This window comes from Devosia equisanguinis (assembly GCF_900631955.1).
Classification (GTDB): domain Bacteria; phylum Pseudomonadota; class Alphaproteobacteria; order Rhizobiales; family Devosiaceae; genus Devosia; species Devosia equisanguinis.
The window spans coordinates 195050-219265 of record NZ_UZWD01000038.1; the positions used below are offsets into that span (position 1 = coordinate 195050).

Below are 24216 nucleotides of genomic sequence, written 5' to 3' on the forward strand. Positions count from 1 at the left end.
TATGGAAGAGCAAACCCAAGTTCTCGAGCATCGCAGCGTCGGCCAGGCTATGGGGCGCGGCGCACTGTGCAGTTGTCCCCATTGTGGCCAGGGCAAGATGTTTCGCGCCTATCTCAAGGTTGCGGACCAGTGCAATGTGTGCGGCGAGGAACTCAATCATCATCGCGCCGATGATTTTCCGCCCTACATCGCCATCACCATTGTCGGGCACGTCATCATCTTCCTGATGCTGCACATGGACATGGCCTACAGGGTCGAGCCGATGACCTATGTCTGGACCATGATCCCGCTGGCCATTGTCCTGCCGCTGGCTATCCTGCCCTCGATCAAGGGGGCGATTGTCGGTCTGCAATGGGCAAACCGCATGTATGGCTTCGGAACCGGCCAGGCCGACTGATCCGCGCTTGACAATCCAGCGCAAATCCGTAGTTTGCGCTCAAATTCCGGCGCTGCCCCAGATGCAGCGCCTTTCGTTTTGTGAAGGACGACCCAAATGGCCAAGGCCGCCACTATCAAGATCAAACTCGTGTCGACGGCCGATACCGGCTTTTTCTACGTGACCAAGAAGAACGCCCGTACCCAGACTGAAAAGCTGGCGTTCAAGAAGTACGACCCGGTCGTCCGCAAGCACGTCGAGTTCAAGGAAGCCAAGATCAAGTAATTTGGTCTTCCAGCTTTGAATGCCCAAAACCCCGCAAGCGATTGCGGGGTTTTGTTTTTGTCGGAACTGTCGATGGAATGTTGTGATGTCCAGCTTGCGCCTTGACCCCAAACGTCATCAATCAATAGTTTCGAAGAAAGAGTGGCTGGTCCGGAGCGGCATGTCGAAGAGGCCACTCTAACCGCATCCGGACCAACCGCCCTACGGAACTCAGGAGTTGCGGCGGACCTGAGGTGGACCGTAGGGAACTGTAAAGGGTGAGCAACTGCCCCCTTCTGAACAGACACTAAGTCCGGGCCTGCCCATAACCAAGCAATTCCCTTGGTTAACGCCAAGCAACTCTTTGTTAACTATAACAGATAACCCTAACGGCGGTGGCGGCTAGGCGGCGTCGAAGATCACGCGGTTGCGTCCTTCGCGCTTGGCCCGATACAGCGCCACATCGGCCCGTTTGATCAGCATTTCAGGCGTGTCCGTCAGCGATTCATTGAGCGACACACCGACGGACACCGTAATCGACAGCGGACGCGGCAGACCGACGTCGAACGGCCGTTCGGCAATGGCCTGCCGCACCCGCTCAGCGACCACTTCAGCATTGCTCCAATCAGTGTCGGGCATCAGCACCACGAATTCTTCGCCGCCGAAGCGGCAGGCAAGATCGACGCCGCGAATATTGCGCTTCAGCCGGGCCGAGAACTCGCGCAGTACGGCGTCGCCGATGTCGTGGCCGTAATTGTCGTTCACCGACTTGAAGTGATCGATATCGAGAATCATCAGCGCCATGTCCCGTTCCTGGGCTTGCGCCTTGCCGAGCATGACGTTGAGATGACGATCAAAATAGCGACGGTTGTAGAGGCCCGTCAGCTCGTCGGTAACGGCCAGCGCCATGGTGTGGTTGACGCTTTCGCGCAATTCCATGGCATAGCGATAGCGGCGGATCTGCGTGCGTACCCGCGCGGCAAGCTCATTGCGCTCGACCGGACGGCTGATGAAGTCGTTGACGCCCAAGTCAAGCGCCCGCACCACACGCGGCTTGTCGGCCTCGTCGGCCATCAGAATGATGGGCAGGTTGCGCGCATGCTCGAGTGTGCGGATCTGCGAGCAGACGCGCAGGGGATCGAAATCCGTCAGACTCATGCTGACCAGGGCCAGCTCGTAGGAGGCGCCAGAAACCTGAAAAACCGCATCGGCGGGCTGGGTCAACACATCGACCTGATGTTCCGGTGCAAGGTGGCCTTTGATGCGGTCGGCATGGCGCGCATCCGTATCAATAATCAGGACCGAGCCGCCACTGGCGGAAATTTGGTCCATGGCGCGCAATGCGTCCTCGATGGCGATCTGCTGGCCGGTGAGCGCGCGGGCGCGCAGCTCGTCGGTGAGCGACTTGAGGCGGATGAGGCTTTTGACACGCGCCATCAGCTGCATGTCGTCGACGGGCTTGGTCAGGAAGTCGTCGGCACCAACCTCCAGGCCCTTGACCCGGTCGGAGGGCTGATCGAGCGCCGTCACCATCAACACCGGCACGTGATGGGTGCGCGAATCGGCCTTGAGGCGGCGGCAGACCTCGAAGCCGTCCATTCCCGGCATCATCACATCGAGCAGGACGATGTCGATGTCCTGCGTCTGGCATATTTCAAGCGCCTGTTGCCCGGAGGTGGCCGTGACCACCTCGAAATATTCCGCGGTCAGGCGAACCTCAAGCAGGCGGATATTGGTGGGGATGTCGTCTACGATCAGTACGCGGGCGGTCACGCCAATACCTCGACACGTGTGGGCCCGCCGGGCGTCTCATCGCCGGCGTCGAGCATGCCTGTGGCGCCACGGGGCGCGCCGGATAGGTCAGGCGGGCCCAATATAGTGGGCAATGGTTTCCAGAAAGTGAGACACGGAAATCGGCTTGGAGATGTACCCTTCGCAACCGCCCTGCAAAATGCGCTCCTCATCGCCTTTCATCGCGAAGGCGGTGACAGCGATGACGGGAATATGGGCAAGCTGGTCATCGTCCTTGAGCCACTTGGTGACCACAAGGCCGGAAACTTCAGGCAGTTGGATATCCATCAGGATCAGGTCGGGCATGTGCGCGCGGGCCAAATCCAGTGCCTCCATGCCATTGCGCGTCTGGATGACGCGATAGCCACGCGATTCCAGCAGATCGTTGAAGAGCTTCATGTTCAGCTCGTTGTCTTCCACGATCATGACCGACTTGGGCATCATTCCTCACTTCGGCGCCGGGAAAGATCGGCGAGACGTTCGATTCGAACGCCTGCCGTCAAACACCCTGTTCCGCGTTTTTCGCACCGGAACGAACCGGAAACCAGTTCGCATTCTCCTGCCGATGCTTTAGCATTCAAACCGTTACAAAACACCAAATGGGGGCGGGTCTTGCCGTTGTCCAGCCGTGCCGCACCAGACATTACCGAACTTGCGGATCTCTGCCTGGCTTACCTGGCAGAGCATCCTGAAGAATTGCTGGCCTTCATGGAGCAGGCCGGCTTCGACCCGCACACCTTGCGGGCCTCGCTGGGCTCGCGTCGGCTGCAGCAGGGCCTCATCGACCACTTTGCCGCCAATGAGGGGATTCTACTCGCTCTTTGTGCCAATAGCGGCCTAACGCCAGAGACCTTCATGCGCGTCTGGCACAAGCTCAATCCGGCCGGCTGACATGCAGGCGGCCTGGCTCTGCCGCGATTGCCTTTCATCGGCGCCGGCGGCGGCGGCGCCCACGCGCTGTCCATCCTGCGGATCGCCACGTGTCCGCTGGCATGCCGAACTTTTCGCTCTGTCCATTGCCCATGTGGACTGCGACGCCTTTTACGCATCTGTCGAGAAGCGCGATGATCCCTCCCTCGCGAACAAGCCGCTGATCATTGGCGGCGGGGTACGCGGCGTGGTGTCCACCTGCTGCTATATTGCCAGGCAATCTGGCGTGCGCTCGGCCATGCCGATGTTCAAGGCACGCGAGCTTTGTCCCCAGGCCGTGATCATCAAGCCCAATATGAGCAAATATGTGGAGGTGAGCCGGCAGATCAGGCGCCATATGGAAACGCTGACGCCGCTGGTCGAGCCGCTCTCGATCGACGAGGCCTTTCTCGACCTCACTGGTACAGAGCGCCTGCACAAGGCGCCCCCTGCCCTGTCCCTGGCGCGCTTTGCCCGCACGGTTGAGCAAGATGTCGGCGTGACCATTTCGGTGGGGCTGAGCCACAACAAATTTCTGGCCAAAGTTGCCTCCGATCTCGACAAGCCGCGCGGCTTTGCGGTGATCGGTGCCGCCGAAACCCTCGATTTTCTCGCGCCGAGGCCTATCGGCCTGATCTTCGGCGTCGGCAAGGTGTTCAGCGAAACGCTCCGCAAGGACGGCTATGTGACCATCGGCCAGTTGCAGCAGGAAGACCCGGTGCGCTTGCTGCGGCTCTATGGCGAATCCGGCGCGCGCCTGGCGCGATTGTCACGGGGCCAGGACAGTCGCCGGGTCAGCATAGACGGCGAGATGAAGACCATCTCCTCGGAAACCACATTCAACACCGACATCACGAGCATCGAAGAGCTCTCCACCCAGTTGCTCAAATGCTGCGAGCGCCTGTCCGAGCGGCTCAAGGCCAAGGGCGTGGTCGGCGACACGGTGACGCTGAAGCTAAAAACTGCCGGATTTCGGTTGCGCACGCGGGCGCGGCATTTGATGATGCCAACGCAACTGGCCAGCATGCTCTATGAAACCGGGCTGGGTCTGTTGCAGCACGAGGCGGACGGTACGCCATTCCGGCTGATCGGCATCGGGGTCTCCGGTCTCGATGCGGCAGATGGGTCTGACCCGGCCGATCTGCTGGAGCCTCAGGTGGCGCGAAAGGCTGCCGCCGAACGGGCCATGGACCGTGTTCGTACGCGCTTTGGGCGCGAGGCCGTGGTACGAGGTAAACTCTATACGGCGCGGCCCGATTCCCAGCCGCAGTCCGCGGAAGAAACAGACGATATCGAAGGCAAGACACGATGACCGATCCGATCCAGAAGCTGCGCGAGTATGGCTACGAGCTCCCGCCCGCAAAGGCACCGGTGGCCAGCTATGTTCCGGTGACCCGCAGCGGCAACCTCATCTATGTTTCCGGCCAGATTTCGAGCAATGAGCAGGGCGTCGTACAAGGGCGGCTCGGCGATAACATGAATGTGGTCCAAGGTGGCAACGCGGCTGAACTGGCCGCCGTCAACATTCTCTCTCAGGTCGTCAATATGGCCGGCGTGCCGCTGCATGAGATCAAGCAGATCCTCAAGCTCACCGTGCTGGTCGCCTCGACACCAGAGTTCTTCGAGCAGCACCTGGTGGCCAATGGGGCATCGAACCTGTTGGTCGGCGTCCTGGGCGACAAGGGCAAGCATGCTCGCGCCGCTTTCGGCGTAGCCGCCCTGCCCCTCGGCGCTGCGGTCGAAATTGATGCGGTGATCGAGGTTTAATCGATCTACCGGTGAGGCGTGATCGGTTTGTCATGAAGCTGTGGCATCCGACGCGCCTTCACCATTTCGGCAGGAAGCCATGACCAGCCAGCTCTTTCCCCGTCCCATCGCGCATCGCGGCCTGCATGATCGCGCCGCCGGCATCGTCGAGAACAGTGCCGCCGCATTCGAAGCGGCCATTGCGGGCCATTTCGCCATCGAGTGCGACTTGCAGCTGAGCCGGGACGGGGTGCCAGTGGTTTTTCACGACGAGGTGCTCGATCGGCTGACGGGCGAAACAGGACTGGTGAGTGATCGGCCGGTTGCTGAGCTGACCCATATCGGCCTCAAGGACAGCAAGGCCGGTGACCGGCCGCAGACGCTGGATGCTTTCCTCGAGCAGATCGATGGCCGCGCCCTGCTGCAGATCGAACTCAAGCACCAGCCCGATGCCGAGGCCACCCGGCGCCTGGCAGAGGCGGCGGCCGGCTCGCTGGCCCGCTACAACGGCGCAGTGACCGTTGAGTCATTCGATCCGCGCTTGATCAGCCTGATCCGTGACTTCGGCTTTGCCGGTCCGCGCGGGATCATCACCTACGATTATGAGGGTGAAGACTATCCGCCAGGGATCACAGAGGAGCAGCGCTACAGCATGCGCCACCTTCTCCACTGGCATGAAACGCAGTTCGATTTCATTTCCTGCGACAAGGCCGCGTTGACACTGCCGGCGATCGTGTTCTGGCGCGCGCTTGGTAAACCGATCACCGCCTGGACCATCCGCTCCGCCGTTGAAGCGGAGGCCGCGCGTCCCCATATCGATCAGATCGTCTTTGAAGGCTTCAATCCCGACCGTGTCGACTGACGGCTTAACGGCAAATATCCACCCCACCACGGCGTCCATCCCCGCCGCGGTGTGGAACAGCCTTGTCCCTTCCACAGATGGCGTGGTCGACAATCCATTCCTCGACCACGCGTTCTTTCTGGCGCTCGAAGAATCCGGTTGCGCCACTGCACGCACCGGCTGGCAGCCGCAGCACATCCTGCTGAACAATGCCGAAGGCGTGTCTGTCGGCCTACTGCCCCTATTCCTCAAATCCCACTCCATGGGCGAATATGTGTTCGACCATGGTTGGGCCAATGCGCTGGAGCGTGCGGGTGGGCAGTACTATCCCAAACTGCAGGGCTCGGTGCCCTTTACCCCAGCGACGGCTTCGAAACTGCTGGTGCCATCGGGACAAATCGACATTCAGGCGGCCCTGCTCTCCACGGCCCAGCAGTTGGCCGGACAGCGGAATGCGTCCTCGGTGCATCTCACTTTCCTGCCCGATGCAGAGGTGGAACTGGCCGGCTCACTGGACTGGCTGACGCGCAAAGACACGCAATTCCATTGGCGCAATGAGGGCTTTGCCGATTTCGAGCAGTTCCTCGACACCCTGTCATCGCGCAAGCGCAAGGTCATCCGGCGCGAGCGTCGCGACGCCCTGGCCGACGGAATAACGGTCAAGTGGCTTTCAGGCACTGACTTGCGCGAGGAGCACTGGGACGCCTTCTTCGCTTTTTATGAGGATACTGGCGCGCGGAAATGGGGGCGCCCCTATCTCAACCGCGCTTTCTTCTCGTTGCTCGGGCAGTACATGGCCGATCGGGTGGTGCTGATGCTGGCTTATGATGGCAACGAGCCTATCGCCGGCGCCATCAATTTCCGGGGCCGCGATCGTCTGTTCGGCCGAAACTGGGGCGCGACGCGCGACGTGCCATTCCTGCACTTCGAGGTGTGCTACTACCAGGCCATCGATTATGCCATCGCGCACAAACTGGCTGTCGTCGAAGCTGGCGCCCAAGGCGAGCACAAGCTGGCACGCGGCTATGCTCCGGTGACGACTCATTCCGCGCACTGGATCGCCCATCCGGGACTGCGCCACGCGGTGGCCGACTATCTTCGTGAAGAACAGGCCGCCGTGGCGCGCGAGCAAGAAATTCTCGAAGAATTTACGCCATTCCGGCGCGGTGACCGGCAACAACGGTGATGCGAGGGGCAAAAGTTCTTTGCGTGGGCGACGGCAGGGCCTAAACAGGCATCATGGTTTGGGACATTCTGATCTTCCTGCTGCAGGCAGGACTCGTTTTCGTCGTATCGACGGCTTTATTCGACGCGCTCCATTGGTTGTTGCATCGCTGGGAGCGCTCCACCAATCCGCTGCTGCGCAAATTCTCGTCGTGGCACTGGGTGCACCACAAATTTCTAGGACTGGATATGCAGGTCAACCCGGCCTATGCCCGGGCAAATATCTGGTTTCACATTCTGCCGGAGTACTTGACCGGCATGGTCGGAACCGCACTGTTCTTGCTGGTGTTTCCTTGGCCACCCATTGCCGCTGTGGCGGTCATCCGCACGGTCATGCTGGTGCAAACGCTGCGTGAAGAGGGACTGGACTACAATCACATGTCGATGGACCGTGTCGGCGGCAAACAGGGATTGTTGTGGGTGAACAACAACTACCATGCCATGCATCACGTCTATCCGCACAATTTCTTTTCGTCATTCACCAATGCCTTTGACCTGATCATGGGCACCACCTGCCAGATCGAGGGCCGGCGGTTTCTCGTCACCGGCGCAAGCGGCGCTTTCGGCGCGGCCATGGTCAAGGCGCTGCAAAAACGCGGGGCCATTGTCGACACTGCCAAATCGGGCGTGGACTTTTCACCCGGGCAGTATGATGCGATCCGTGACAAACTCGAGCGCGCCGATGTTCTAGTGTTGGCGCATGGCGCCAAGAGCGATGACTGCTGGAATGCCAATTATGTGACGTTTCGCGATCTCATCGATCTCTTTGTGGAACACGGCAAGGCACGCCTGACCGCTCCCGAAGTCTGGGCTGTCGGCTCTGAGGTAGAGTTTCACGGCGATATGGGACTAGACGAGCTGAAGGATTACTCTTCCTCAAAGCGTGCCTTTGCCGCCCGTGCGCGCAGCTATTATCGCTCGAACGATCTCATCTACCGCCACATCGTGCCATCGTCATTTACCTCGGCAATGGGCAAGGGCGCGATGAGTGCCGAAACCGCGGTCAGTATCGCGCTGTTCTTCATTACGCGCGGCTTTAAATATGTACCGGTGACGCTGACCGGCCTGGCCGTTCTCAACTTCTTCCGTTTCCGTTACGCCAAAAACCAGGGCGAGGAAGCCCCGGCTACGGCAGGCGAATAAAATCCATGAGGGTGCGATGAGCTACGATCCCAACAATATTTTCGCGACGATCCTCAAGGGCGACATGCCCTGCCACAAGGTCTATGAGGACGAGACCGCTCTGGTAATGATGGACATCTTTCCGCAGTCGAAGGGCCATACCCTGGTCATCCCCAAGGCTGCATCGCGCAACCTGCTCGATGCCGATCCGGCGGCGCTCAGTGCCCTGATGCCACTGGTGCAGCGGGTGGCGCAGGCAGTAAAGGCGGCCACTAATGCCGACGGCGTGCGGTTGGCCCAGTTCAACGAGGCACCGGCTGGACAGACCGTGTTCCACCTGCATTTCCACCTCATTCCAGTCTATGAGGGCGTGGCTCTTGGGGCCCATGCCGGCGGCCGCGCTAATGACGCTGAACTGGCAGCTCTGGCCAAAGACATCGGCGCCCACATCTAGTCCTCATCGCCGAACGATGCGGCGTGTAGCCGCGAGACCAAAGGGGTATTGCCGATGGCTCCAGCACGGCATCTCGTCCTCGGCATGCTGCTGACCGGCGCGGCGGGATTCATAGATGCAGTCGGCTTTATCGAATTGGGCGGCTATTTCGTCTCATTCATGAGCGGCAATACCACCCAAGGCGGCGCCGCGCTCGTGGCAGGCGCCTACCCAGTCTTCGGCATGACCATGGCCCTGGTGGCTCTATTCTTCATCGGCTCAGTGATCGGTGCGGCGCTGGCTTTTTCAAATGTTCGGTGGGGCCCTGCGGCGGTGAGCGGCGCCGTGTTTGTTGGGGTCTGCCTTACGACAGCCTTGGTGTTGGCCGGCGTGCCGTCCGCCATCGCCATGCTGGTCCTCGCGGCCTCGGCCGGCGCGCAAAATGCCATCCTGCCGATGCGAAGCACAGTGCGACTCGGCGCTACTTTCGTTACCGGCACGCTCTATACTGCAGGCCAGGAGCTGGCCCTCGCCCTGCAAGGCAAGGTACCTCCGCTGCGCTGGCTGCAGCATCTGGGTATCTGGTTCGGGCTTCTCGGCGGCGCTACCGCCGGCGCCCTCGCCTACCGCTGGGCTGGCATTCACGCGCTTTACATCCCTATCGCCGTATACGGTGCCTTCACTATGGGCCATCTTCTGGCCGGCAGCCGAGAGGCCGGGTGAGGCAAGGTTCTTGCGCTTGACAAAAATGATGTACGTACCTCATTCTGAGATGAACGTGGTAAGGCCACCACATCCGTTTCGAGGAGGACGATATGGACGCAACTCACCTGATCGAGGACGAGGAGACGCTGCGTGCACTTTATCCCGCCACGCACGACCTGGCGGTGCAGAAATTTCAGAGTAGCTTGGGCGTACACTCACGCGAATTCATTGCTCGCTCGCCCTTTGTCTGCATCGGGACACAGGACCTTGCGGGCCGCGCCGATGTCAGTCCGCGCGGCGATCCGCCTGGCTTTGTGCGCATCCTCGATGACAAGACGCTCGCAATCCCCGACCGCCCAGGCAATAATCGGCTCGACAGCCTGTCCAATATCGTTGCCAACCCCAATGTGGGACTGCTGTTCGTCATTCCCGGTTTCGACGATACGCTTCGCGTCAACGGCACTGCCAAACTGACCACCGACCCGACCTTGCTCGAGACAATGGTGGTGAACAATCGCAGGCCGACGCTCGCCATCGTCGTGGAGGTTCGCGAAGTCTTCATGCATTGCGCCAAGGCATTCCGGCGTTCGCATCTCTGGGACCCTGCGCATCACCAGGACCGCAAAGCCATGCCGTCGCTGATCAAGATTATCCTGGATGAGACCTCGGTCGCGCCGGGTCCGGAGGAAATGGCCAGGATCGATGCCGGCTTGGAAGAAGACTACAAGCGCACACTTTACTGACCGGTGCCCACTGCACATGGCCGCTAAACGAAACGGGCGACGAGCCCATAGGCGCCTGCCCGCTAAACCGCTCGTTCAGATATTGACCCCGCCAGCGATCTCGCGCAGTTCCAGCACCACATCGATCAGACCTGAATCGATATGCAGCTGCAGAAACTCCTGGGCGATCCGCGACGCCGCTTCCACATCAGGCGCCTCAAAAACCGCGTAGCCGCCAATGACTTCCTTGGCTTCTGCAAAAGGGCCATCGGTTATGACTACCGCGCCAGTCTGCCCACCCAGCCGCCGTCCCTCGCTCACCGGCTTAAGGCCGCCAGTGGACACCAGCGCGCCTGAGGCCAGGTTCTTCTCCATCCAGGGCCCCATGGCATCCATGAGCTCCTGACTAACATCCTCGGGCTTGAGGTCGGCCGGCGGAATAATGGACATGAAGTAGCGCATCGTCAGTCTCCTGTGTGCCCCGGTATCATGGGCGTTCTGAACCACGACGAGCGAGAGCGGCGGAATTCGACATTGGCATCAATTTTTGCAAGACCGGTCCGAACCGCTCGCCAATGAGGCGATGCGTTTCAGCGTCGGGATGCAAACGATCTGGCAGCGGCAGGCGCTCATGGTCGGCTTCGCCGTAAAGATGCCGCCCGTCCAAATAATGAATGTTGGCGTCCTCACCGCTCCGTTGCTCGACAATGGCCGCAAGCTGCTCGCGAATAACGCTGAGGGTTAGCTTGCCCGAGCGGACCTCCTCGGCCTTGCCAAGGGCGACAAATTTTGTCTCGCCCCTCGCTAGAGCATCAAGGTCGAACATACCTGGACCGGGCGTGGTTTCGTGGATCGGACAGTAGATCGGCGAAATGACGAGCAGCGGCGTGTCGGGATGGCCATCGCGAATGGTGTCGAGAAATCCATGCACAGCAGGTCCGAAAGCGCGCAGCCGCATCAGGTCGGCATTGACCACGTTGATGCCGATCTTGACGCTGATGACATCGGCCGGCCTGTCGCGGATGGCGCGAGCGGTGAACGGGTCGAGCAGAGCATTGCCGCCAAATCCCATATTCATCAGATCGAGGCCAGCGGATGCCGCCGCAATGACGGGCCAGATTCCTGTCGGCGAGGTAGCATTGGAGCCGTGGCTGATCGAACTTCCGTGGTGCACCCAAAGCGGCCTGCCCTCTTCCGAAACCGTGTTGAGCGGCGCATCCGACCTCAAGACGCCGAGCTCGGTGACCTCGTTGTGCGGTAGCCAGATCTCTACGCGTTTCTCATTACCTGCCAGGCCGTCAAAGCGAAGCGTTTGTACTGCCGCCGCTTCGCGAGCCATGGCTCCAGAGGCCATGTCGAAACGCAGGATGGTTGCGTCCTTTGCCGATAACTGGCGTTCAAGTCGGCCATCGACGCACAAGTCAAAGACGCCGACCGGCCGAGGAGGAACGCCGACAATCTGACGCCGCGTGGTCATGACGTCGAGCTCGATAGCGGTGGCGACGGTCTGAAACACCAGCCGAACGGCAGAGGGCTCGGTTTCAACCATAGCCAACTGTGGATCTGAACATTGTGCGCGCGCCTTCGCCGGCAGGCGGTGGGGCAGCACGCCAAAATCAGTCCGCCCAAGCTCGGCAAAGCCGCGCATCAGAGATGGTGCGATTGCTGTGGTGATCGTTAAGCGGGGGGCTTTCATCTTGCAGGCGCTTTCAGCTCTTGTTTGTTTGGCTCGCCCAGCTCTGCAACAGAGCATCAAGGGCGTCGATGTCGCGGTTCCAGGACAGCTCGACATCCGGGGCGCTGTGGCTGAAGCTCCCGGCCAGCTCCAGCAGAGAAAAGCCCAAGACGAATGAGCCGATCAACCGCGTGGCGTGGACACGGTCTTCGTCTTCGAGGTTATAGCCCCGCAGCATCGCGTGGTTGACCCGCGCCAGGCGCGCGCCGCCACTGGCTGCGGCGCTTGCACCATCAAGTGGATAACGAGACGCCTGGAACAGGCCCGGATGCTGGCGCGCGAAGTCGCGATGGGCATTGGCCAGTCCGAACAAAGCGTCTCTGCCTGCCCGCCCTGCGACCGCTTCTTCCGTCCGGTCAGCCAGACGCTGCAGAGCGAGAAGAGCGACGCCCTTCTTGAGCTCGTGCACACTTTCCACATGGCCATAGAGACTGGGCAACCGCACGTCGAACAGTCTTGCAATTGCCGCCAGCGTCAGGCTGTCAAACCCGTCTTCATCGGCAAGCCTGGCCGCCGCTGCGATGATTTTGTCTCGTGTTAGGCCTACCCTGACCACCGCATGCACCCAAAACGATATGTATTAGCCTTTTTCCTAACAGTGTTAGTTTTGTTTGGCAAGATGCCGACGGAGTGACATGCCGGGGGTTCAGGCGTGCGGACATCGAATACAAAAAGGCCGGGATCGCTCCCGGCCTCTTCATGGTTAACGCTGCTGGCAGCGTCAACTCTTGTCTGCCGTTGCCTTTGGCTTCTTCGGCTTAGGCAACGCCTTGGGCTTTGCTGGACGCGGTGGGGTGGCTACCAGTTCCAGCTTGGCCTCGGAGCCTTCACCGACGACGGCCACGGTGACATTGCCGCCATTGACGAGTTCCCCGAAAAGCACCTGATCGGCCAGCGGTTTCTTGACGTATTCCTGGATCACGCGACCTAGCGGGCGTGCACCCATACGTTCGTCATAACCGTGCTCGGCCAGCCAGTCGGCGGCTTCGGGCGTAAGGTTGATCGTGACCCCGCGTTCGGCCAATTGGCCTTCAAGCTGCAGCACGAATTTCTCAACGACGCGGCGCACCACTTCACGCGGCAGCGGCGCGAAGGAGATGATCGCGTCGAGGCGGTTGCGGAACTCCGGCGAGAAGGTGCGGTTGATCGCCTCTTCGTCGTCGCCCTTCTCGCGCTTGCGGCCAAAGCCGATGGGCGAGCGGGCCAGTTCGGATGCACCAACGTTCGACGTCATGATCAGGATGACATTGCGGAAGTCGACCGCCTTGCCATTGTGATCGGTCAGCTTGCCGTGGTCCATCACCTGGAGCAACACATTGTAGAGGTCCGGATGAGCCTTCTCAATTTCGTCCAGCAGCACCACGCAATGCGGATGCTGGTCGACGCCATCGGTGAGCAATCCGCCCTGGTCGAAGCCGACATAGCCCGGGGGCGCACCGATCAGGCGGCTGATCGTATGGCGTTCCATATATTCGGACATATCGAAGCGCAGGAGCTCGACGCCGAGCGTATCGGCCAGCTGCTTGGCGACTTCCGTCTTGCCGACACCGGTCGGACCGGTAAACAGGTACGAACCGATCGGCTTCTCCGGCTCGCGCAGGCCGGCACGGGCCAGCTTGATCGCCGAGGACAGTGCCGTGATCGCATCGTCCTGTCCAAACACAACCGTGCGCAGGCTCTGTTCCAGTCCCGACAGGAGTTCGGCATCGGACTTGGACACCGACTTAGGCGGAATGCGAGCAATCGAGGCGATGGTGGTTTCGATATCCTCCACATCAATCAGCTTCTTGCGCTGGTCCTCGGGAAGCAGCATCTGGCTGGCGCCGGTCTCGTCGATCACGTCGATGGCCTTGTCGGGCAGCTTGCGATCGGTGATATAGCGCGCGCTGAGTTCCACGGCGGCCTTGAGAGCCTCGTCCGTGTACTTGATCTTGTGGAACTCTTCGAAATAGGGCCGCAAGCCCTTCACGATCTCGATGGCGTCCGGGACAGACGGCTCATTGACGTCGATCTTCTGGAAGCGACGAACCAGAGCCCGATCTTTCTCGAAGAACTGACGGTACTCCTTGTAGGTGGTCGAGCCGATGCAGCGGATCGCCCCGCTGGCCAAGGCTGGCTTGAGCAGGTTCGACGCATCGAGCGCGCCGCCGGAGGTTGCGCCGGCGCCGATCATGGTGTGAATTTCGTCGATGAAGAGCACCGCATGCGGCATCTTCTCGAGCTCCTTCATCACCTGCTTGAGACGCTCCTCGAAGTCACCGCGATAGCGGGTGCCAGCAAGCAGCGAGCCCATATCGAGCGAGTAGATCACCGCTTCCTTGAGCACCTCTGGAACATCGCCCTCGACGATCTTGCGGGCCAGACCCTCGGCAATCGCGGTCTTGCCCACGCCGGCATCACCGACATAGAGCGGATTGTTTTTCGAGCGGCGGCAGAGCACCTGGATGGTGCGGCGCAGTTCGGCATCACGACCGATCAACGGATCAACCTTGCCGGCCTTGGCTTTGTCATTGAGGTTGACGCAGAAATCGGCGAGTGCCGAACTCTTCTTACTTTCCGCAGCGCCTTCGGCCGCGCCCTCCCCGTCCTCGGCGCCGCGCACCTTGCGCTCTTCGCTATGGCCGGACTTGGTGATGCCGTGGGAGATAAAATTGACCGCGTCCAGCCGGCTCATGTCCTGCTGTTCGAGGAAATAGGCGGCGTGGCTCTCGCGTTCGGCGAAAATAGCGACGAGCACGTTGGCCCCAGTCACCTCTTCGCGGCCGGAGGATTGAACATGGATAACGGCGCGCTGAATGACGCGCTGGAACGCCGCCGTGGGACGCGCATCCTGGCCGTTCTGCACGACGAGGCTGTCCAGTTCTTCGTTGATGAAATCTTCGAGGTCGCTTTTGAGCGCGTCGATATCGACGTCGCAGCCGGTGAGCACGGCGATCGTCTCGCGGTCGTCGGTCAGCGCCAGCAGGAGGTGCTCGAGCGTGGCGAACTCATGGTTACGCTCCCGAGCCAGGTTCATTGCCTGATGCAGGGCCTTTTCGAGTCCGCGCGAAAATGAGGGCATATGATGTTCCTACTGTTTTTCCATCACGCATTGCAGCGGATGCTGGTTCTTGCGTGCCGTATCCATGACGCGGGTCACCTTGGTTTCGGCGACTTCGTAAGGATATACGCCGCACTCACCCACCCCCTTCTGGTGAACGTGCAGCATGATGCGCATGGCGTCTTCGCGCGACTTGTTGAAGACGTCCTGCAGCACCAGAACGACGAATTCCATCGGCGTGTAGTCGTCGTTGAGCAGCAGAACCCGGTACAGGTTCGGCCGCTTGGTTTTGGGACGCGTCTTGGTCGCCGTCCCGGTTTCAAAACCTGCATCGTTGCCGCCGCCTTTCCCATCGTCCTTGTCCGCAGGTCCGCTGACCAAGGCAAAGCCCTGGCGCTGCTGGAATGCGGCGGATTTGGACGGGATGGGCTCAAGAGAAATCATGGTCATTGGGGTCGACTGTCGCCAGAGGAAACGAAGCAGCTGGTTAGGTGCATTATGTAAGCAAAAATGGCGCGGTGTTAAGGGCCATGCCATCCCGATTATTTGACCGCGCCGCGGAGGTTCGGTCAGGCCGGGATTGAAGAGGCATCGCATTGCCTCGTGGCCATTTGGAGACTCAGCACCAAAAATCGATTGCATTTTACGGAATGGTAACGGCGCAGGCCATATTGTCGAAAAGGATGATGTTGCGGGGTTTGGGGACCACTCGGAACATCGATTGTTGTGTTGCGTACGGGCATGAGGCCGCCCGATTGAGTAATTGGAGTACCGGGTGATTTTCCTGGCGAAGACCCCCTGGCGCGTCGTGTTTTTCCGCGCCCTTGCAGCACTTTTTCTGTCGCTTGCCGTCAGCCTGCACGCTGCAGCACCGGCGCACGCGATTGAAAACCTCCGCAAATATGCCGGCATCGTCGTGGACGCCAAGTCCGGACAGGTTCTCTACGAGGAAGCCGCCGACTCCAAGCGTTACCCCGCCTCCGTGGCCAAGGTGATGACGCTCTACATCCTGTTCCAGGAGTTGAACGCCGGAAATCTCTCGCTCAACACCAAGATGACCGTGTCCCGTCACGCCGCCTCGGCGGTTCCGACCAAGCTGGGCCTGCGGGCCGGTGCCACCATCTCGGTTGAGGACGCTATCAAGGCTCTGGTGACCCTCTCGGCCAACGACATTGCCAGGGTCATTGCAGAAAATATTTCTGGCTCGGAAACAAAGTTCGCCGAGCGCATGACCGCTACGGCCCGCGCCATGGGCATGCGCAACACCACCTATCGCAACGCTTCTGGCCTGCCCGATGGCGGTCAGCTGACCACGGTGCGCGACCAGGCTATCCTGGGCATCGCCGTCTACCAGCATTTCCCGCAATATTACGAGTATTTCCAGACCACTGCCTTCCGCTTCGGCGGGAAAACCTATGGCAACCATAACCGCGTGCTCGGCTATATGGGTGCCGTCGACGGCATCAAGACCGGCTACATCAATGCTGCCGGTTCCAACCTGTTGACCGCCGCACGCAAAGATAACCGCCACATCGTCATCGTCGCCTTTGGCTTCAATTCGGCCGGCGCGCGTGATGAAAAGGTGCGTCAGCTTGTGGCCAACTACCTGCCCAAGGGTCGCCGCGGCGATTATCAGCGCACCGCGCTGGTGCCGCTGCCGGGCCGCCAGGGCAACAATAATGTGCAGGTTGCCGTCGCTCAGCCGACGCAGCCGGTGTTCGTCACCCCCATGCCGATGCCGGCCTTCCGCTTCGCCGCGCTTGTGGCTGCCAATGGTGCGCAGCCGCAGAGCCAGCCGATGCAGGCACAGCCCGTTGCCGTGGCCAGCACTGCACCCATGCCGCTGCCGCCCCCGACCGCACAGACATTGCAGCCCGCCGTGCAGGCTGCCGCCGTCCTTGCTGCTCCCACCCAGGCGCCGCAGCCTGCCTATCCCAGCCAGGACGTGATCGGTGCATGGCTCAGCGAAACCTATAATCTAGGCGCTCCACCGGCCGCCCTCGGCCAGACTCCGGCATCCGCGCCGCTGTTGCCCCCGGGCAGCGTTCAGGCCAATGACAACCAGCCGATCGACCTGATGACTTCGGGATCGGTGGCTCAGGCGACGCCTGATGTCGGTGGCTGGATCGTGCAGATCGGCGCCGGCCCCTCCGAGGACAGCGCTCGCGCCATGCTTTCGGATGCGGCCCGCAAGGTGAATGGCCTTGGTGACTTCCGCTCCTATGTCGAACGCTTCGAGAAGAACGGTCAGACGTTCTATCGTGCCCGCTTCATCGGTTTCGGCAATCGCGACGACGCCACGACCATGTGCAACCGTCTCAAGGATCAGAGCCTGGCGTGTCTCGCCATGCAGGGCTAACGGCTGGAAACAGCCGCAAAAAGAATAGGTACAGCGCGAACAAGCGCCGGCCGGTGAACGGGGAAACAGCTTGGTGCTTGTGTTTGGAGTAGCCCCATGAGTGAACGGAACGCCCTCATCGAACTGGCCGGTTTCATCGGCCGCTCTCCCCTGGCCTCGCCCGATATGCGCGTACGCAATCGGGTGCTGGCCGGTCTTAGCGACAGCATAATGCCCCGTCAGCGCCGTTCGGTCGGCGACCTGCTGGCGGTGGTGATGGCGCTGTCTGCCCGGACCCGCCGCATGGCACAGGATCCGGTCCATGTCGAAGTCGATGTCTTCGCCCCCGGTGGCAAACGCGCCGTTCGGCTGACGCTGGGCGATAACTGACAGAACCGACAGATTGGCCTTTGAGCGACCGGCGACACCAACATGTCGCCGGTCTTTTCGTTTGCGGCGCCTAGACCAGCGCCACGATGTCCTTGCGACGCCAGACGAAATAATACCAAGCCGCCTGCATCAGCATCATGCCGGTAAAGCTGGCTGCATAGGCAACCCAGATGCCGGAGAGGCCCAAGTCGGTCTGGCTCAGCCAGATGGCGCCGGGCAGCTCGATGATGAGGATCGCCGCCAGCGCAATGGCCATGGGTGCGTAGACCATGCCGCTGGCGCGCATCATGCCCGAAAACACCACACCCCAGCCAAAGGGGAGAATGGCCCAGAGCACGATGTGCAGCAAATGCTGAGTAAGATCGATCACCTCAGGGTCGGTGATGAACAGTGCAACCAGGCGTTCGCTGAACAGATAGGCCAAGGCAATCAGCGCGCCGGTGATGATCAGGTTCATCATCAAGGCCGTGCGGGTGATGGCGCCCAGCTGTTCCTGCCGCCGCGCCCCAATCGCCTGGGCGCCGAAGATCGAGGTGGCGATGCCGATCGACATGGCTGGGAACTGCACATAGTTCAGCACCTGGTTGAGAGCGCCATAGGCAGCTGTCGCATTGGAACCGAAGCGATTGACCAGCCCGACCACCACGATGCCGGCCACAGACGCCACAACCATCTGCAGCCCAGCAGGAACCCCTAGCCTTAGGATAAGACCTAGCAGCTTGAAGTCCGGCTTCAAGGCACGAAGCATGGTCGCATCTGGAGCCAGCGGCATCTTGCGGGCACGCATGTAGAAGAACAGAAACACCAAGACGATGACGAAGCCGGCGATGAAGCCCCAGGCAGCCGAGTTGACGCCCAGTGCCGGCAAGCCCCACCAGCCCTCGATCAACGCCGGCGTCAGGATGATGCCAACGACCATGGAGAGCAGAAGCGAGAACAGCGGCGTGATGGTGTCGCCAACCCCGCGCAGCACCGAAGTGACCACGAGGAAGACGAAGAAACCCGGCATGCCGAGGAACATGATGCGTCCGTAGTCGATGGCGGTCTGCCGAATATTTTCCGGCGCGCCGAGCACGCTCATGATCTGCTCGATAAAAACCGAGCCGATGATCGCGACGACCAGGCCCATTACTACGGCGGCGGTAATGGTTGTGCCTGTCACCTGCTTGACGCGGTCGACATTGCGCGCGCCCCAGGCCTGCCCGATCAGGATGGTCGAGCCGGCGGAGAGGCCGATGATGAAGCTGATGAGAAAGAACAGGATCGGGAAGAAGGTGGCAAGCGCCGCCAGCGCATCCACTCCGATCATCTGGCCGATAAAGATAGAATTGATCGTCCCCGACAACGCCTGAAGAATATTCGAGGCCATAAGCGGGACGAGGAAGACGGCAAACCGCTGCCACAGCGGTCGAGTCGAATGGGGGTTCATGTGAACACTCCGGGGAACGAAAACGCGCAGGTCAACTCGCTCGGCCCCGGGGGCGGCACAACTAGCGGACTAGTGCGCCGGTGGGACCGCTTTGCACCGAAGTAGACGGATGCTGGCTGGACGGGCGCTGGAGGCTCGGCAATGACACGGCGGACTATCTACGCCCGGCTCAAGCCCTCGTCAATCGAGACGGGAGTGCCATCAGTGGCAGCGATGATCCCCATCAGCAATAATCATGGCATTCTGCTGCCGGCTCCGTGATATGCGAGCCTGATGAGTGCGCAAAATCCAAACCCGTCCCTCGTCCTAGACCAGTTTCTGGCCGGAGCACGCGCATGCGTGCCGGTGGCCATTTCGGTCGCTGCCTATGGTCTGGTCTGGGGCGTGTTGGCGCGCGGGGCGGGGTTGAGCGCGCTTGAAGTCATGATGATGAGCGGCTTTGTGTTTGCGGGGTCGGCGCAATTCGTTGCACTCGACCTCTGGACCAGTACCCCGGCGACCCTGCCCATCGGCCCGCTCGTGCTGGCGGCACTGATTGTCAATCTCCGCTACCTGCTTCTGACAGCTACGCTGCGACCGCTGTTTCCCCAGGACAAACTCGGGAGCGGGGCGCTCAGCATGTATCTGGTGACGGACGAGAACTGGGCCATGACCGTCGCCGCAATGGCGCGCGGCCAGGGTAGCGTGGCGTTTCTGATGGGCGGAGGCGCGCTCGCCTGGATTTCCTGGATGTCGACAAATCTCACCGGCTATTTCCTGGGCTCGGCCATTGATGACCCCTCGCGCTGGGGGCTCGACTTTGCCTTCACGGCTACATTCCTCGCCCTGCTGCTGGGGATGTGGAAAGGCCGGGGCGATCTTCTGCCATGGTTTGTGGCCGCCCTGGCCGCCATTGTCACCCAGCATTGGCTGCAGGGGAGTTGGCACATTCTTGTGGGTGGTATCGTCGGCAGCCTGGCGGGTGCAATCATGGAGGTGCGCAAACATGCACACCAGTCCTGAAGCGGTCCTCGCAATTCTCGGCATGGCGCTTATGACCATTGCCATCAAGGCGAGCGGCCTTTTGCTGGCTGATCGCCTGCCGCGCACCGGCTTTGCTGCAGCTTGGCTTCGTCACATCCCGGGAGCAGTGCTCGCTGCCCTTGTCGCGCCGGCCCTCGTCTCTGGATCAATCGCCGAAGTCATCGCTGCTGCCGCAACAACTGTCGTGTTCCTCGTCACGCGAAATCTCTTCGCGGCAATGGCCAGCGGCGTACTGACAATCTTTCTCATGCGCCTCTGGCTGGGCGCGTAAGATAGGCGTTTTTGTGAGAGTAGCGCTTGAGCTCCGTCAGCATCGCAATGTAAGCCCGGGCCAATTATCCGAAGAATGCGCTGACGAGACCTATCGAGACTGCAAAACGATGGCGGCGATCAAAGACCAAAGTGTAATTTTCTCAGGATCCACAAGCCATTGCCTATGCGTCAGCGCTGCCGACTTCATTCGGGGCAAACGCCGCACCCGTTCAAGCGATGGATGGGCGTCGAGGCGTTTGGTCTTCCTCCGGCGTAAAACTGACCATACGCGTCGCGTCACTCGTCGCCTCAAACGCGTGGTCTATGGACGAAGCCAGTTCAGGGCGACAATCGGTCACGACGACACCTCGAGGGTGAAGTACGATATCGGCAGCATGTTTAAAGCTTTCCGATACGTCGCCATTCTTGAAGGCGTGACCACCCTGGCGCTATTTTTCGTAGCCATGCCAGCAAAGTACTTCTTCGATTTCCCAGATCTGGTGCCTCCAGTCGGCACCATCCATGGATGGGCTTTTCTGGCCTATCTGTTGATGATGATCGTTGCCCTATGGGGAAAAAGCTTCACAGTTCTGGAATGGGCCAGAACCACAATCGCATCGTTTTTCCCGTTCGGGACGTTTCTGAACGACTCGTTCCTGAAGCGCAAAGAGGCTGAGCTATCGCAGTAAGTTGCCGCCGGCCGGTGAGGGGGGGCGCCCGCTTCGCTTACAGTCGGCCAGCGGGTCGAGGGCACGGATATAGTGTGATTGCCATCCGCTGCGCGTTACATTGATAGATCCGGCCTGAAGCCAAAACCTGTAGGCTACTCCAGTCCATGAAGTAACAAACGACACGTCGCGGAAATGGGGTGGGCACGTTCGCCCGCTAACCACCTAGAAACGTGAAATAACTGCGCTCTTTGAAATCTTTGGTGCCCCCCGCCGGACTCGAACCGGCACGCCTCGCGGCGGAGGATTTTGAGTCCTCTGCGTCTACCATTCCGCCAGAGGGGCAATCCAAAGCGGTGCCTGCGTAGCATCGCCGCTCGCGGCTCGCAAGCTGCAAAACTCGCGCATCCACCAGAGCGGTCGTCGCAACTGCCTCGGCAACAAGAAGGGCCGCTCCAGCGGAGCAGCCCTCATTCACAGTGCGATCCTGGCGCAGGTGCTTATCAACGCTTGTTGATGCTCCAGGCACCCGGGCCAGCAAAGACCAGGTAAAGGAAGACGAAGCAGAACAGAATCGCGGCGTCGCCGCCATTATTGGCCGGGAACAGATTGCCGGGCGCGTGTACCATCCAATAAGCGACGGCCATGGTGCCCGAGGCAATGAACGCTGCCGGGCGGGTGAAGAAGCCCAGGGCAATGGCGATGCCGGTGATGATCTCGATCACGCCGGCAAACCAGAAAATGCTACCCACTGGCGGCATGAAGTCGGTGGCGGGGAAGCCGAACAGCTTTTGCGTGCCGTGGAGGAAAAACAGGAGCGCGGCGACGATGCGCAGCACGGCAAGAGCCTGCGGCGCGTATGCGGAGAGACGATCGGTCATGGAAATGCTCTTTCATGCTGCGCCGGTACTAGCGCGGGGGGATTTGGTAGCGCATCCAATTACATCGCAAAATTGCACCAATGTCAGACGCACTGTTCGCGAAAACACTATCAACTTGCCGTGTTGGGCGTTGGCGGCAAACCAGACCAGCATCGCGTGCGGGGGCAGTCACATTGCGTAACCGTCAAAGATTCTATATGACGCGCTATCTTTCAAATGACTGGACCATGCTGCGCAGATGACTCAGGCGCCTAAAATCGGACTCGTCAGCCTCGGCTGCCCCAAGGCGCTTGTGGATAGCGAGCGCATCATGACGACATTGCGGGCGCAAGGCTATTCGTTCAGCCGAGACTATGCGGGCGCAGACATCGTCCTGGTGAACACCTGCGGCTTCCTCGACTCGGCAAAGCAGGAAAGTCTCGAGGCCATTGGTGAAGCGCTGAATGAAAACGGCAAGGTGATCGTTACCGGTTGCCTGGGCGTCGAGGAAAACCTCATCCGCGAGACCCACCCCTCGGTGCTCGCCATCACCGGCCCGCATCAATATGAAAGCGTGGTTTCGGCGGTGCATGACCATTTGCCGCCCGTGCCGAACAAGTTCGTTGACCTGGTGCCGGAGAGCGGGCTGAAGCTGACGCCGCGCCACTACGCCTATCTCAAGATTTCCGAAGGCTGCAACAATCGCTGCTCCTTCTGCATTATTCCGCAGATCCGCGGCGACCTCGCCTCGCGTCCTGCCGCCGGCATCTTGTCCGAAGCCGAGGGCCTGATCCGCTCTGGCGTCAAGGAACTGCTGGTGATTAGCCAGGACACCAGTGCCTATGGCCTGGACATCAAATATGCCACCTCCAAGTATCGCGGTCGCGAGGTGAAGGCCAAGTTCTATGACCTCGCCAAGGAACTGGGCGAGCTCGGCGCCTGGGTGCGCCTGCACTATGTCTATCCCTATCCGCATGTCGATCCGGTGACGGAACTGATGGCAGAGGGCCTCGTCCTGCCCTATCTCGACATTCCCTTCCAGCACGCTTCGCCAAATGTGTTGAAGGCCATGCGCCGCCCGGCACACCAGGAAAAGACGCTCAACCGCATTCTCGACTGGAAGCGCCAGGTGCCAGATCTCACCGTGCGCTCCAACTTTATCGTCGGCTTCCCTGGCGAGACCGAGGAAGATTTCGAAATGCTGCTCGATTTCATCGAGGAAGCCGAAATCGACCGGGCCGGATGCTTCAAGTATGAGCCGGTCACCGGCGCCACAGCCAACGAACTCGATGGTGTCGTGCCCGACGAGGTCAAGGAAGAGCGTTTTGCGCAGCTGATGGAAGTGGCGCAGAACGTGTCGTTCCATCAGTTGCAGAAGAAGGTCGGTCGGACCATCGACGTGATCGTTGACGACGTGCGCCCGGAAGAAAACCGCGCCATCGCTCGCTCCAAGTGGGACGCGCCGGAGATTGATGGTCAGGTCATCATCGACAATGCGACCAATATCAAGATCGGCGACATCGTCTCGGTAAATGTCACTGACAACGACGAATACGACCTTTTCGCCGAACCTGCTGCCCAATAAACGCCTCGGTGGCTCAGGCGAACTGAACCGCGCCGGAGCTCGAGCGTGCCTGCTTCTCACCATAGAGCCGACGGTCGGTGCGCTCGATTGCCTCCCGGAAGGTGGTTGGTGGTCGCAGCACCACCGACCCGCAAGTCGCGGAAACGGGCTGGCGGTCATTGCCGCTGCGGGTGGCGAAACCTTCAGTGGCGAGCCGATTGATTTCAGCGAGTTGGGCGTCATTCAGCGTCGCGGTGCGGTTGGGCACGAAAGCGCAGAACTCGTCGCCGCCGATGCGCGCAATGAGACAATCAGCCCCCATCACAGTCTCTAGAGCTTTCCCCAGGGCAATGATGGCATCGTCGCCGGCAAGGTGGCCATATTGGTCATTTATGGCCTTTAGGCGATCGGCGTCCGCAAGCACGAAAAGCCCGCCGACACCGTGCGCCATGGTGAGATCGAACTGCTCGATGAAGCTGCGACGGTTCAGCAGCCCCGTCAGCGGATCGGTTGCCGCACGGCGAGCCAGTTCGCTGCTCTTGCGCATCAGGTCACGATAGGCGTTCAGCGTTTCTTCCAGCTTCGAAAAGCCTACCAGGGCAATTGGAATGGCAATGGCGAACGGCAGGATCAAGCGGACGAGAACCGTCACAGTATCCGCTTCGATCCCAAGCACGGCGCGAACGCCGGTGGATAAAGAAATGGAAATCGCAGCTGCGATCACCGACACCAACGCCGTCTTACGCAGAACATAACGGGATGGCCATTTCACTTGCATTACTCT

General features: G+C 60.5%; 27 protein-coding genes and 1 tRNA gene. 17 read left to right on the forward strand and 11 right to left on the reverse strand.

Features of this window, described 5'->3' with window-relative positions:
* Position 1: 1 nt before the first annotated feature.
* On the forward strand, positions 2–397 hold the full coding sequence (locus tag DEVEQU_RS15820; RefSeq protein ID WP_126151561.1) for a DUF983 domain-containing protein: 396 nt from the start codon (positions 2–4) through the stop codon (positions 395–397).
* Between the two features lie 96 nt (positions 398–493).
* Positions 494–661, forward strand: a complete 168-nt coding sequence (rpmG, locus tag DEVEQU_RS15825; protein WP_046104197.1) for a 50S ribosomal protein L33 — start codon at positions 494–496, stop codon at positions 659–661.
* Between the two features lie 381 nt (positions 662–1042).
* Here rpmG and DEVEQU_RS15830 read toward each other — a convergent pair whose 3' ends face one another.
* Positions 1043–2413 carry a PleD family two-component system response regulator gene (locus tag DEVEQU_RS15830; protein ID WP_126151562.1) on the reverse strand — a complete coding sequence of 457 codons (1371 nt, stop codon included), beginning with the start codon at positions 2411–2413 and terminating at the stop codon, positions 1043–1045.
* Positions 2414–2500: 87 nt separating this feature from the next.
* Entirely contained in the window at positions 2501–2872 is a 372-nt protein-coding gene (locus DEVEQU_RS15835) for a response regulator (RefSeq protein ID WP_126151563.1), read from the reverse strand.
* A 171-nt stretch (positions 2873–3043) separates the two neighbouring features.
* On the opposite strand from DEVEQU_RS15835, the gene DEVEQU_RS19945 reads away from it, so the two are divergent.
* From DEVEQU_RS19945 to DEVEQU_RS15880, 9 genes are all read left to right on the forward strand, one after another.
* Positions 3044–3322 (forward strand): DUF3572 family protein, encoded by a 279-nt coding sequence (locus DEVEQU_RS19945; RefSeq protein ID WP_164550443.1) that lies wholly within the window; start codon positions 3044–3046, stop codon positions 3320–3322.
* Between the two features lies 1 nt (position 3323).
* The gene (locus DEVEQU_RS15845) at positions 3324–4652 is read left to right on the forward strand and encodes a DNA polymerase IV (RefSeq protein ID WP_126151565.1); all 1329 of its coding nucleotides are present in this window, start codon (positions 3324–3326) and stop codon (positions 4650–4652) included.
* Positions 4649–5107, forward strand: a complete 459-nt coding sequence (locus tag DEVEQU_RS15850; RefSeq protein ID WP_126151566.1) for a RidA family protein — start codon at positions 4649–4651, stop codon at positions 5105–5107. Before DEVEQU_RS15845 ends, DEVEQU_RS15850 begins: the two co-directional genes overlap by 4 nt.
* A gap of 79 nt (positions 5108–5186) precedes the next feature.
* Positions 5187–5948 carry a glycerophosphodiester phosphodiesterase family protein gene (locus DEVEQU_RS15855; protein ID WP_126151567.1) on the forward strand — a complete coding sequence of 254 codons (762 nt, stop codon included), beginning with the start codon at positions 5187–5189 and terminating at the stop codon, positions 5946–5948.
* Complete coding sequence (locus tag DEVEQU_RS15860; RefSeq protein ID WP_386849519.1) at positions 5917–7113, forward strand: GNAT family N-acetyltransferase; 1197 nt, start codon at positions 5917–5919, stop codon at positions 7111–7113. The genes DEVEQU_RS15855 and DEVEQU_RS15860 overlap by 32 nt, the downstream gene beginning before the upstream one ends.
* 53 nt (positions 7114–7166) lie before the next feature.
* Entirely contained in the window at positions 7167–8294 is a 1128-nt protein-coding gene (locus tag DEVEQU_RS15865) for a hypothetical protein (RefSeq protein WP_126151568.1), read from the forward strand.
* A 16-nt stretch (positions 8295–8310) separates the two neighbouring features.
* The gene (locus DEVEQU_RS15870) at positions 8311–8727 is read left to right on the forward strand and encodes an HIT family protein (RefSeq protein WP_126151569.1); all 417 of its coding nucleotides are present in this window, start codon (positions 8311–8313) and stop codon (positions 8725–8727) included.
* A gap of 54 nt (positions 8728–8781) precedes the next feature.
* Positions 8782–9429 (forward strand): YoaK family protein, encoded by a 648-nt coding sequence (locus DEVEQU_RS15875; protein WP_126151570.1) that lies wholly within the window; start codon positions 8782–8784, stop codon positions 9427–9429.
* A gap of 92 nt (positions 9430–9521) precedes the next feature.
* On the forward strand, positions 9522–10154 hold the full coding sequence (locus tag DEVEQU_RS15880; protein WP_126151571.1) for a pyridoxamine 5'-phosphate oxidase family protein: 633 nt from the start codon (positions 9522–9524) through the stop codon (positions 10152–10154).
* A 75-nt stretch (positions 10155–10229) separates the two neighbouring features.
* Here the strand turns inward: DEVEQU_RS15880 and DEVEQU_RS15885 are convergent, their stop codons facing one another.
* From DEVEQU_RS15885 to clpS, 5 genes are all read right to left on the reverse strand, one after another.
* On the reverse strand, positions 10230–10595 hold the full coding sequence (locus DEVEQU_RS15885) for a YciI family protein (RefSeq protein WP_126151572.1): 366 nt from the start codon (positions 10593–10595) through the stop codon (positions 10230–10232).
* Between the two features lie 25 nt (positions 10596–10620).
* Positions 10621–11829, reverse strand: coding sequence for a GDSL-type esterase/lipase family protein (locus DEVEQU_RS15890; protein ID WP_126151573.1), 1209 nt, complete (start codon positions 11827–11829; stop codon positions 10621–10623).
* 13 nt (positions 11830–11842) lie between these two features.
* On the reverse strand, positions 11843–12433 hold the full coding sequence (locus DEVEQU_RS15895) for a TetR/AcrR family transcriptional regulator (protein ID WP_211199031.1): 591 nt from the start codon (positions 12431–12433) through the stop codon (positions 11843–11845).
* Between the two features lie 156 nt (positions 12434–12589).
* Positions 12590–14929, reverse strand: a complete 2340-nt coding sequence (gene clpA / locus DEVEQU_RS15900) for an ATP-dependent Clp protease ATP-binding subunit ClpA (protein WP_126151574.1) — start codon at positions 14927–14929, stop codon at positions 12590–12592.
* 9 nt (positions 14930–14938) lie between these two features.
* Entirely contained in the window at positions 14939–15358 is a 420-nt protein-coding gene (clpS, locus tag DEVEQU_RS15905) for an ATP-dependent Clp protease adapter ClpS (protein ID WP_126151575.1), read from the reverse strand.
* A 325-nt stretch (positions 15359–15683) separates the two neighbouring features.
* Here clpS and DEVEQU_RS15910 point away from each other — a divergent pair, with 325 nt between their 5' ends.
* Both DEVEQU_RS15910 and DEVEQU_RS15915 read left to right on the forward strand, forming a co-directional pair.
* On the forward strand, positions 15684–17267 hold the full coding sequence (locus DEVEQU_RS15910; RefSeq protein ID WP_164550444.1) for a serine hydrolase: 1584 nt from the start codon (positions 15684–15686) through the stop codon (positions 17265–17267).
* A gap of 96 nt (positions 17268–17363) precedes the next feature.
* A complete protein-coding gene (locus tag DEVEQU_RS15915; RefSeq protein ID WP_126151577.1) occupies positions 17364–17636 on the forward strand; it encodes a hypothetical protein in 273 nt (90 codons plus the stop codon).
* Positions 17637–17706: 70 nt separating this feature from the next.
* On the opposite strand, the gene DEVEQU_RS15920 is transcribed toward DEVEQU_RS15915, so the two are convergent.
* Positions 17707–19065, reverse strand: coding sequence for an MATE family efflux transporter (locus DEVEQU_RS15920; RefSeq protein ID WP_126151578.1), 1359 nt, complete (start codon positions 19063–19065; stop codon positions 17707–17709).
* Positions 19066–19338: 273 nt separating this feature from the next.
* On the opposite strand from DEVEQU_RS15920, the gene DEVEQU_RS15925 reads away from it, so the two are divergent.
* The 3 genes from DEVEQU_RS15925 (at position 19339) to DEVEQU_RS20025 (ending at position 21029) form a co-directional block, all read left to right on the forward strand.
* Positions 19339–20067, forward strand: a complete 729-nt coding sequence (locus DEVEQU_RS15925) for an AzlC family ABC transporter permease (RefSeq protein WP_126151579.1) — start codon at positions 19339–19341, stop codon at positions 20065–20067.
* On the forward strand, positions 20051–20359 hold the full coding sequence (locus tag DEVEQU_RS15930; protein WP_126151580.1) for an AzlD family protein: 309 nt from the start codon (positions 20051–20053) through the stop codon (positions 20357–20359). The genes DEVEQU_RS15925 and DEVEQU_RS15930 overlap by 17 nt, the downstream gene beginning before the upstream one ends.
* Before the next feature lie 109 nt (positions 20360–20468).
* Positions 20469–21029, forward strand: a complete 561-nt coding sequence (locus tag DEVEQU_RS20025; RefSeq protein ID WP_206437868.1) for a DUF3817 domain-containing protein — start codon at positions 20469–20471, stop codon at positions 21027–21029.
* Positions 21030–21269: 240 nt separating this feature from the next.
* On the opposite strand, the gene DEVEQU_RS15940 is transcribed toward DEVEQU_RS20025, so the two are convergent.
* Together DEVEQU_RS15940 and DEVEQU_RS15945 are read right to left on the reverse strand one after the other, a co-directional pair.
* Positions 21270–21353: transfer RNA gene (locus DEVEQU_RS15940), tRNA-Leu, on the reverse strand.
* 158 nt (positions 21354–21511) lie between these two features.
* Positions 21512–21895, reverse strand: a complete 384-nt coding sequence (locus tag DEVEQU_RS15945; RefSeq protein WP_126151581.1) for a DoxX family protein — start codon at positions 21893–21895, stop codon at positions 21512–21514.
* Positions 21896–22127: 232 nt separating this feature from the next.
* Between DEVEQU_RS15945 and rimO the strand changes: the two genes are divergently transcribed.
* Positions 22128–23453, forward strand: coding sequence for a 30S ribosomal protein S12 methylthiotransferase RimO (gene rimO, locus DEVEQU_RS15950; protein WP_126151582.1), 1326 nt, complete (start codon positions 22128–22130; stop codon positions 23451–23453).
* A 13-nt stretch (positions 23454–23466) separates the two neighbouring features.
* On the opposite strand, the gene DEVEQU_RS15955 is transcribed toward rimO, so the two are convergent.
* Positions 23467–24210, reverse strand: a complete 744-nt coding sequence (locus DEVEQU_RS15955) for a GGDEF domain-containing protein (RefSeq protein WP_126151583.1) — start codon at positions 24208–24210, stop codon at positions 23467–23469.
* Positions 24211–24216 lie beyond the last annotated feature (6 nt).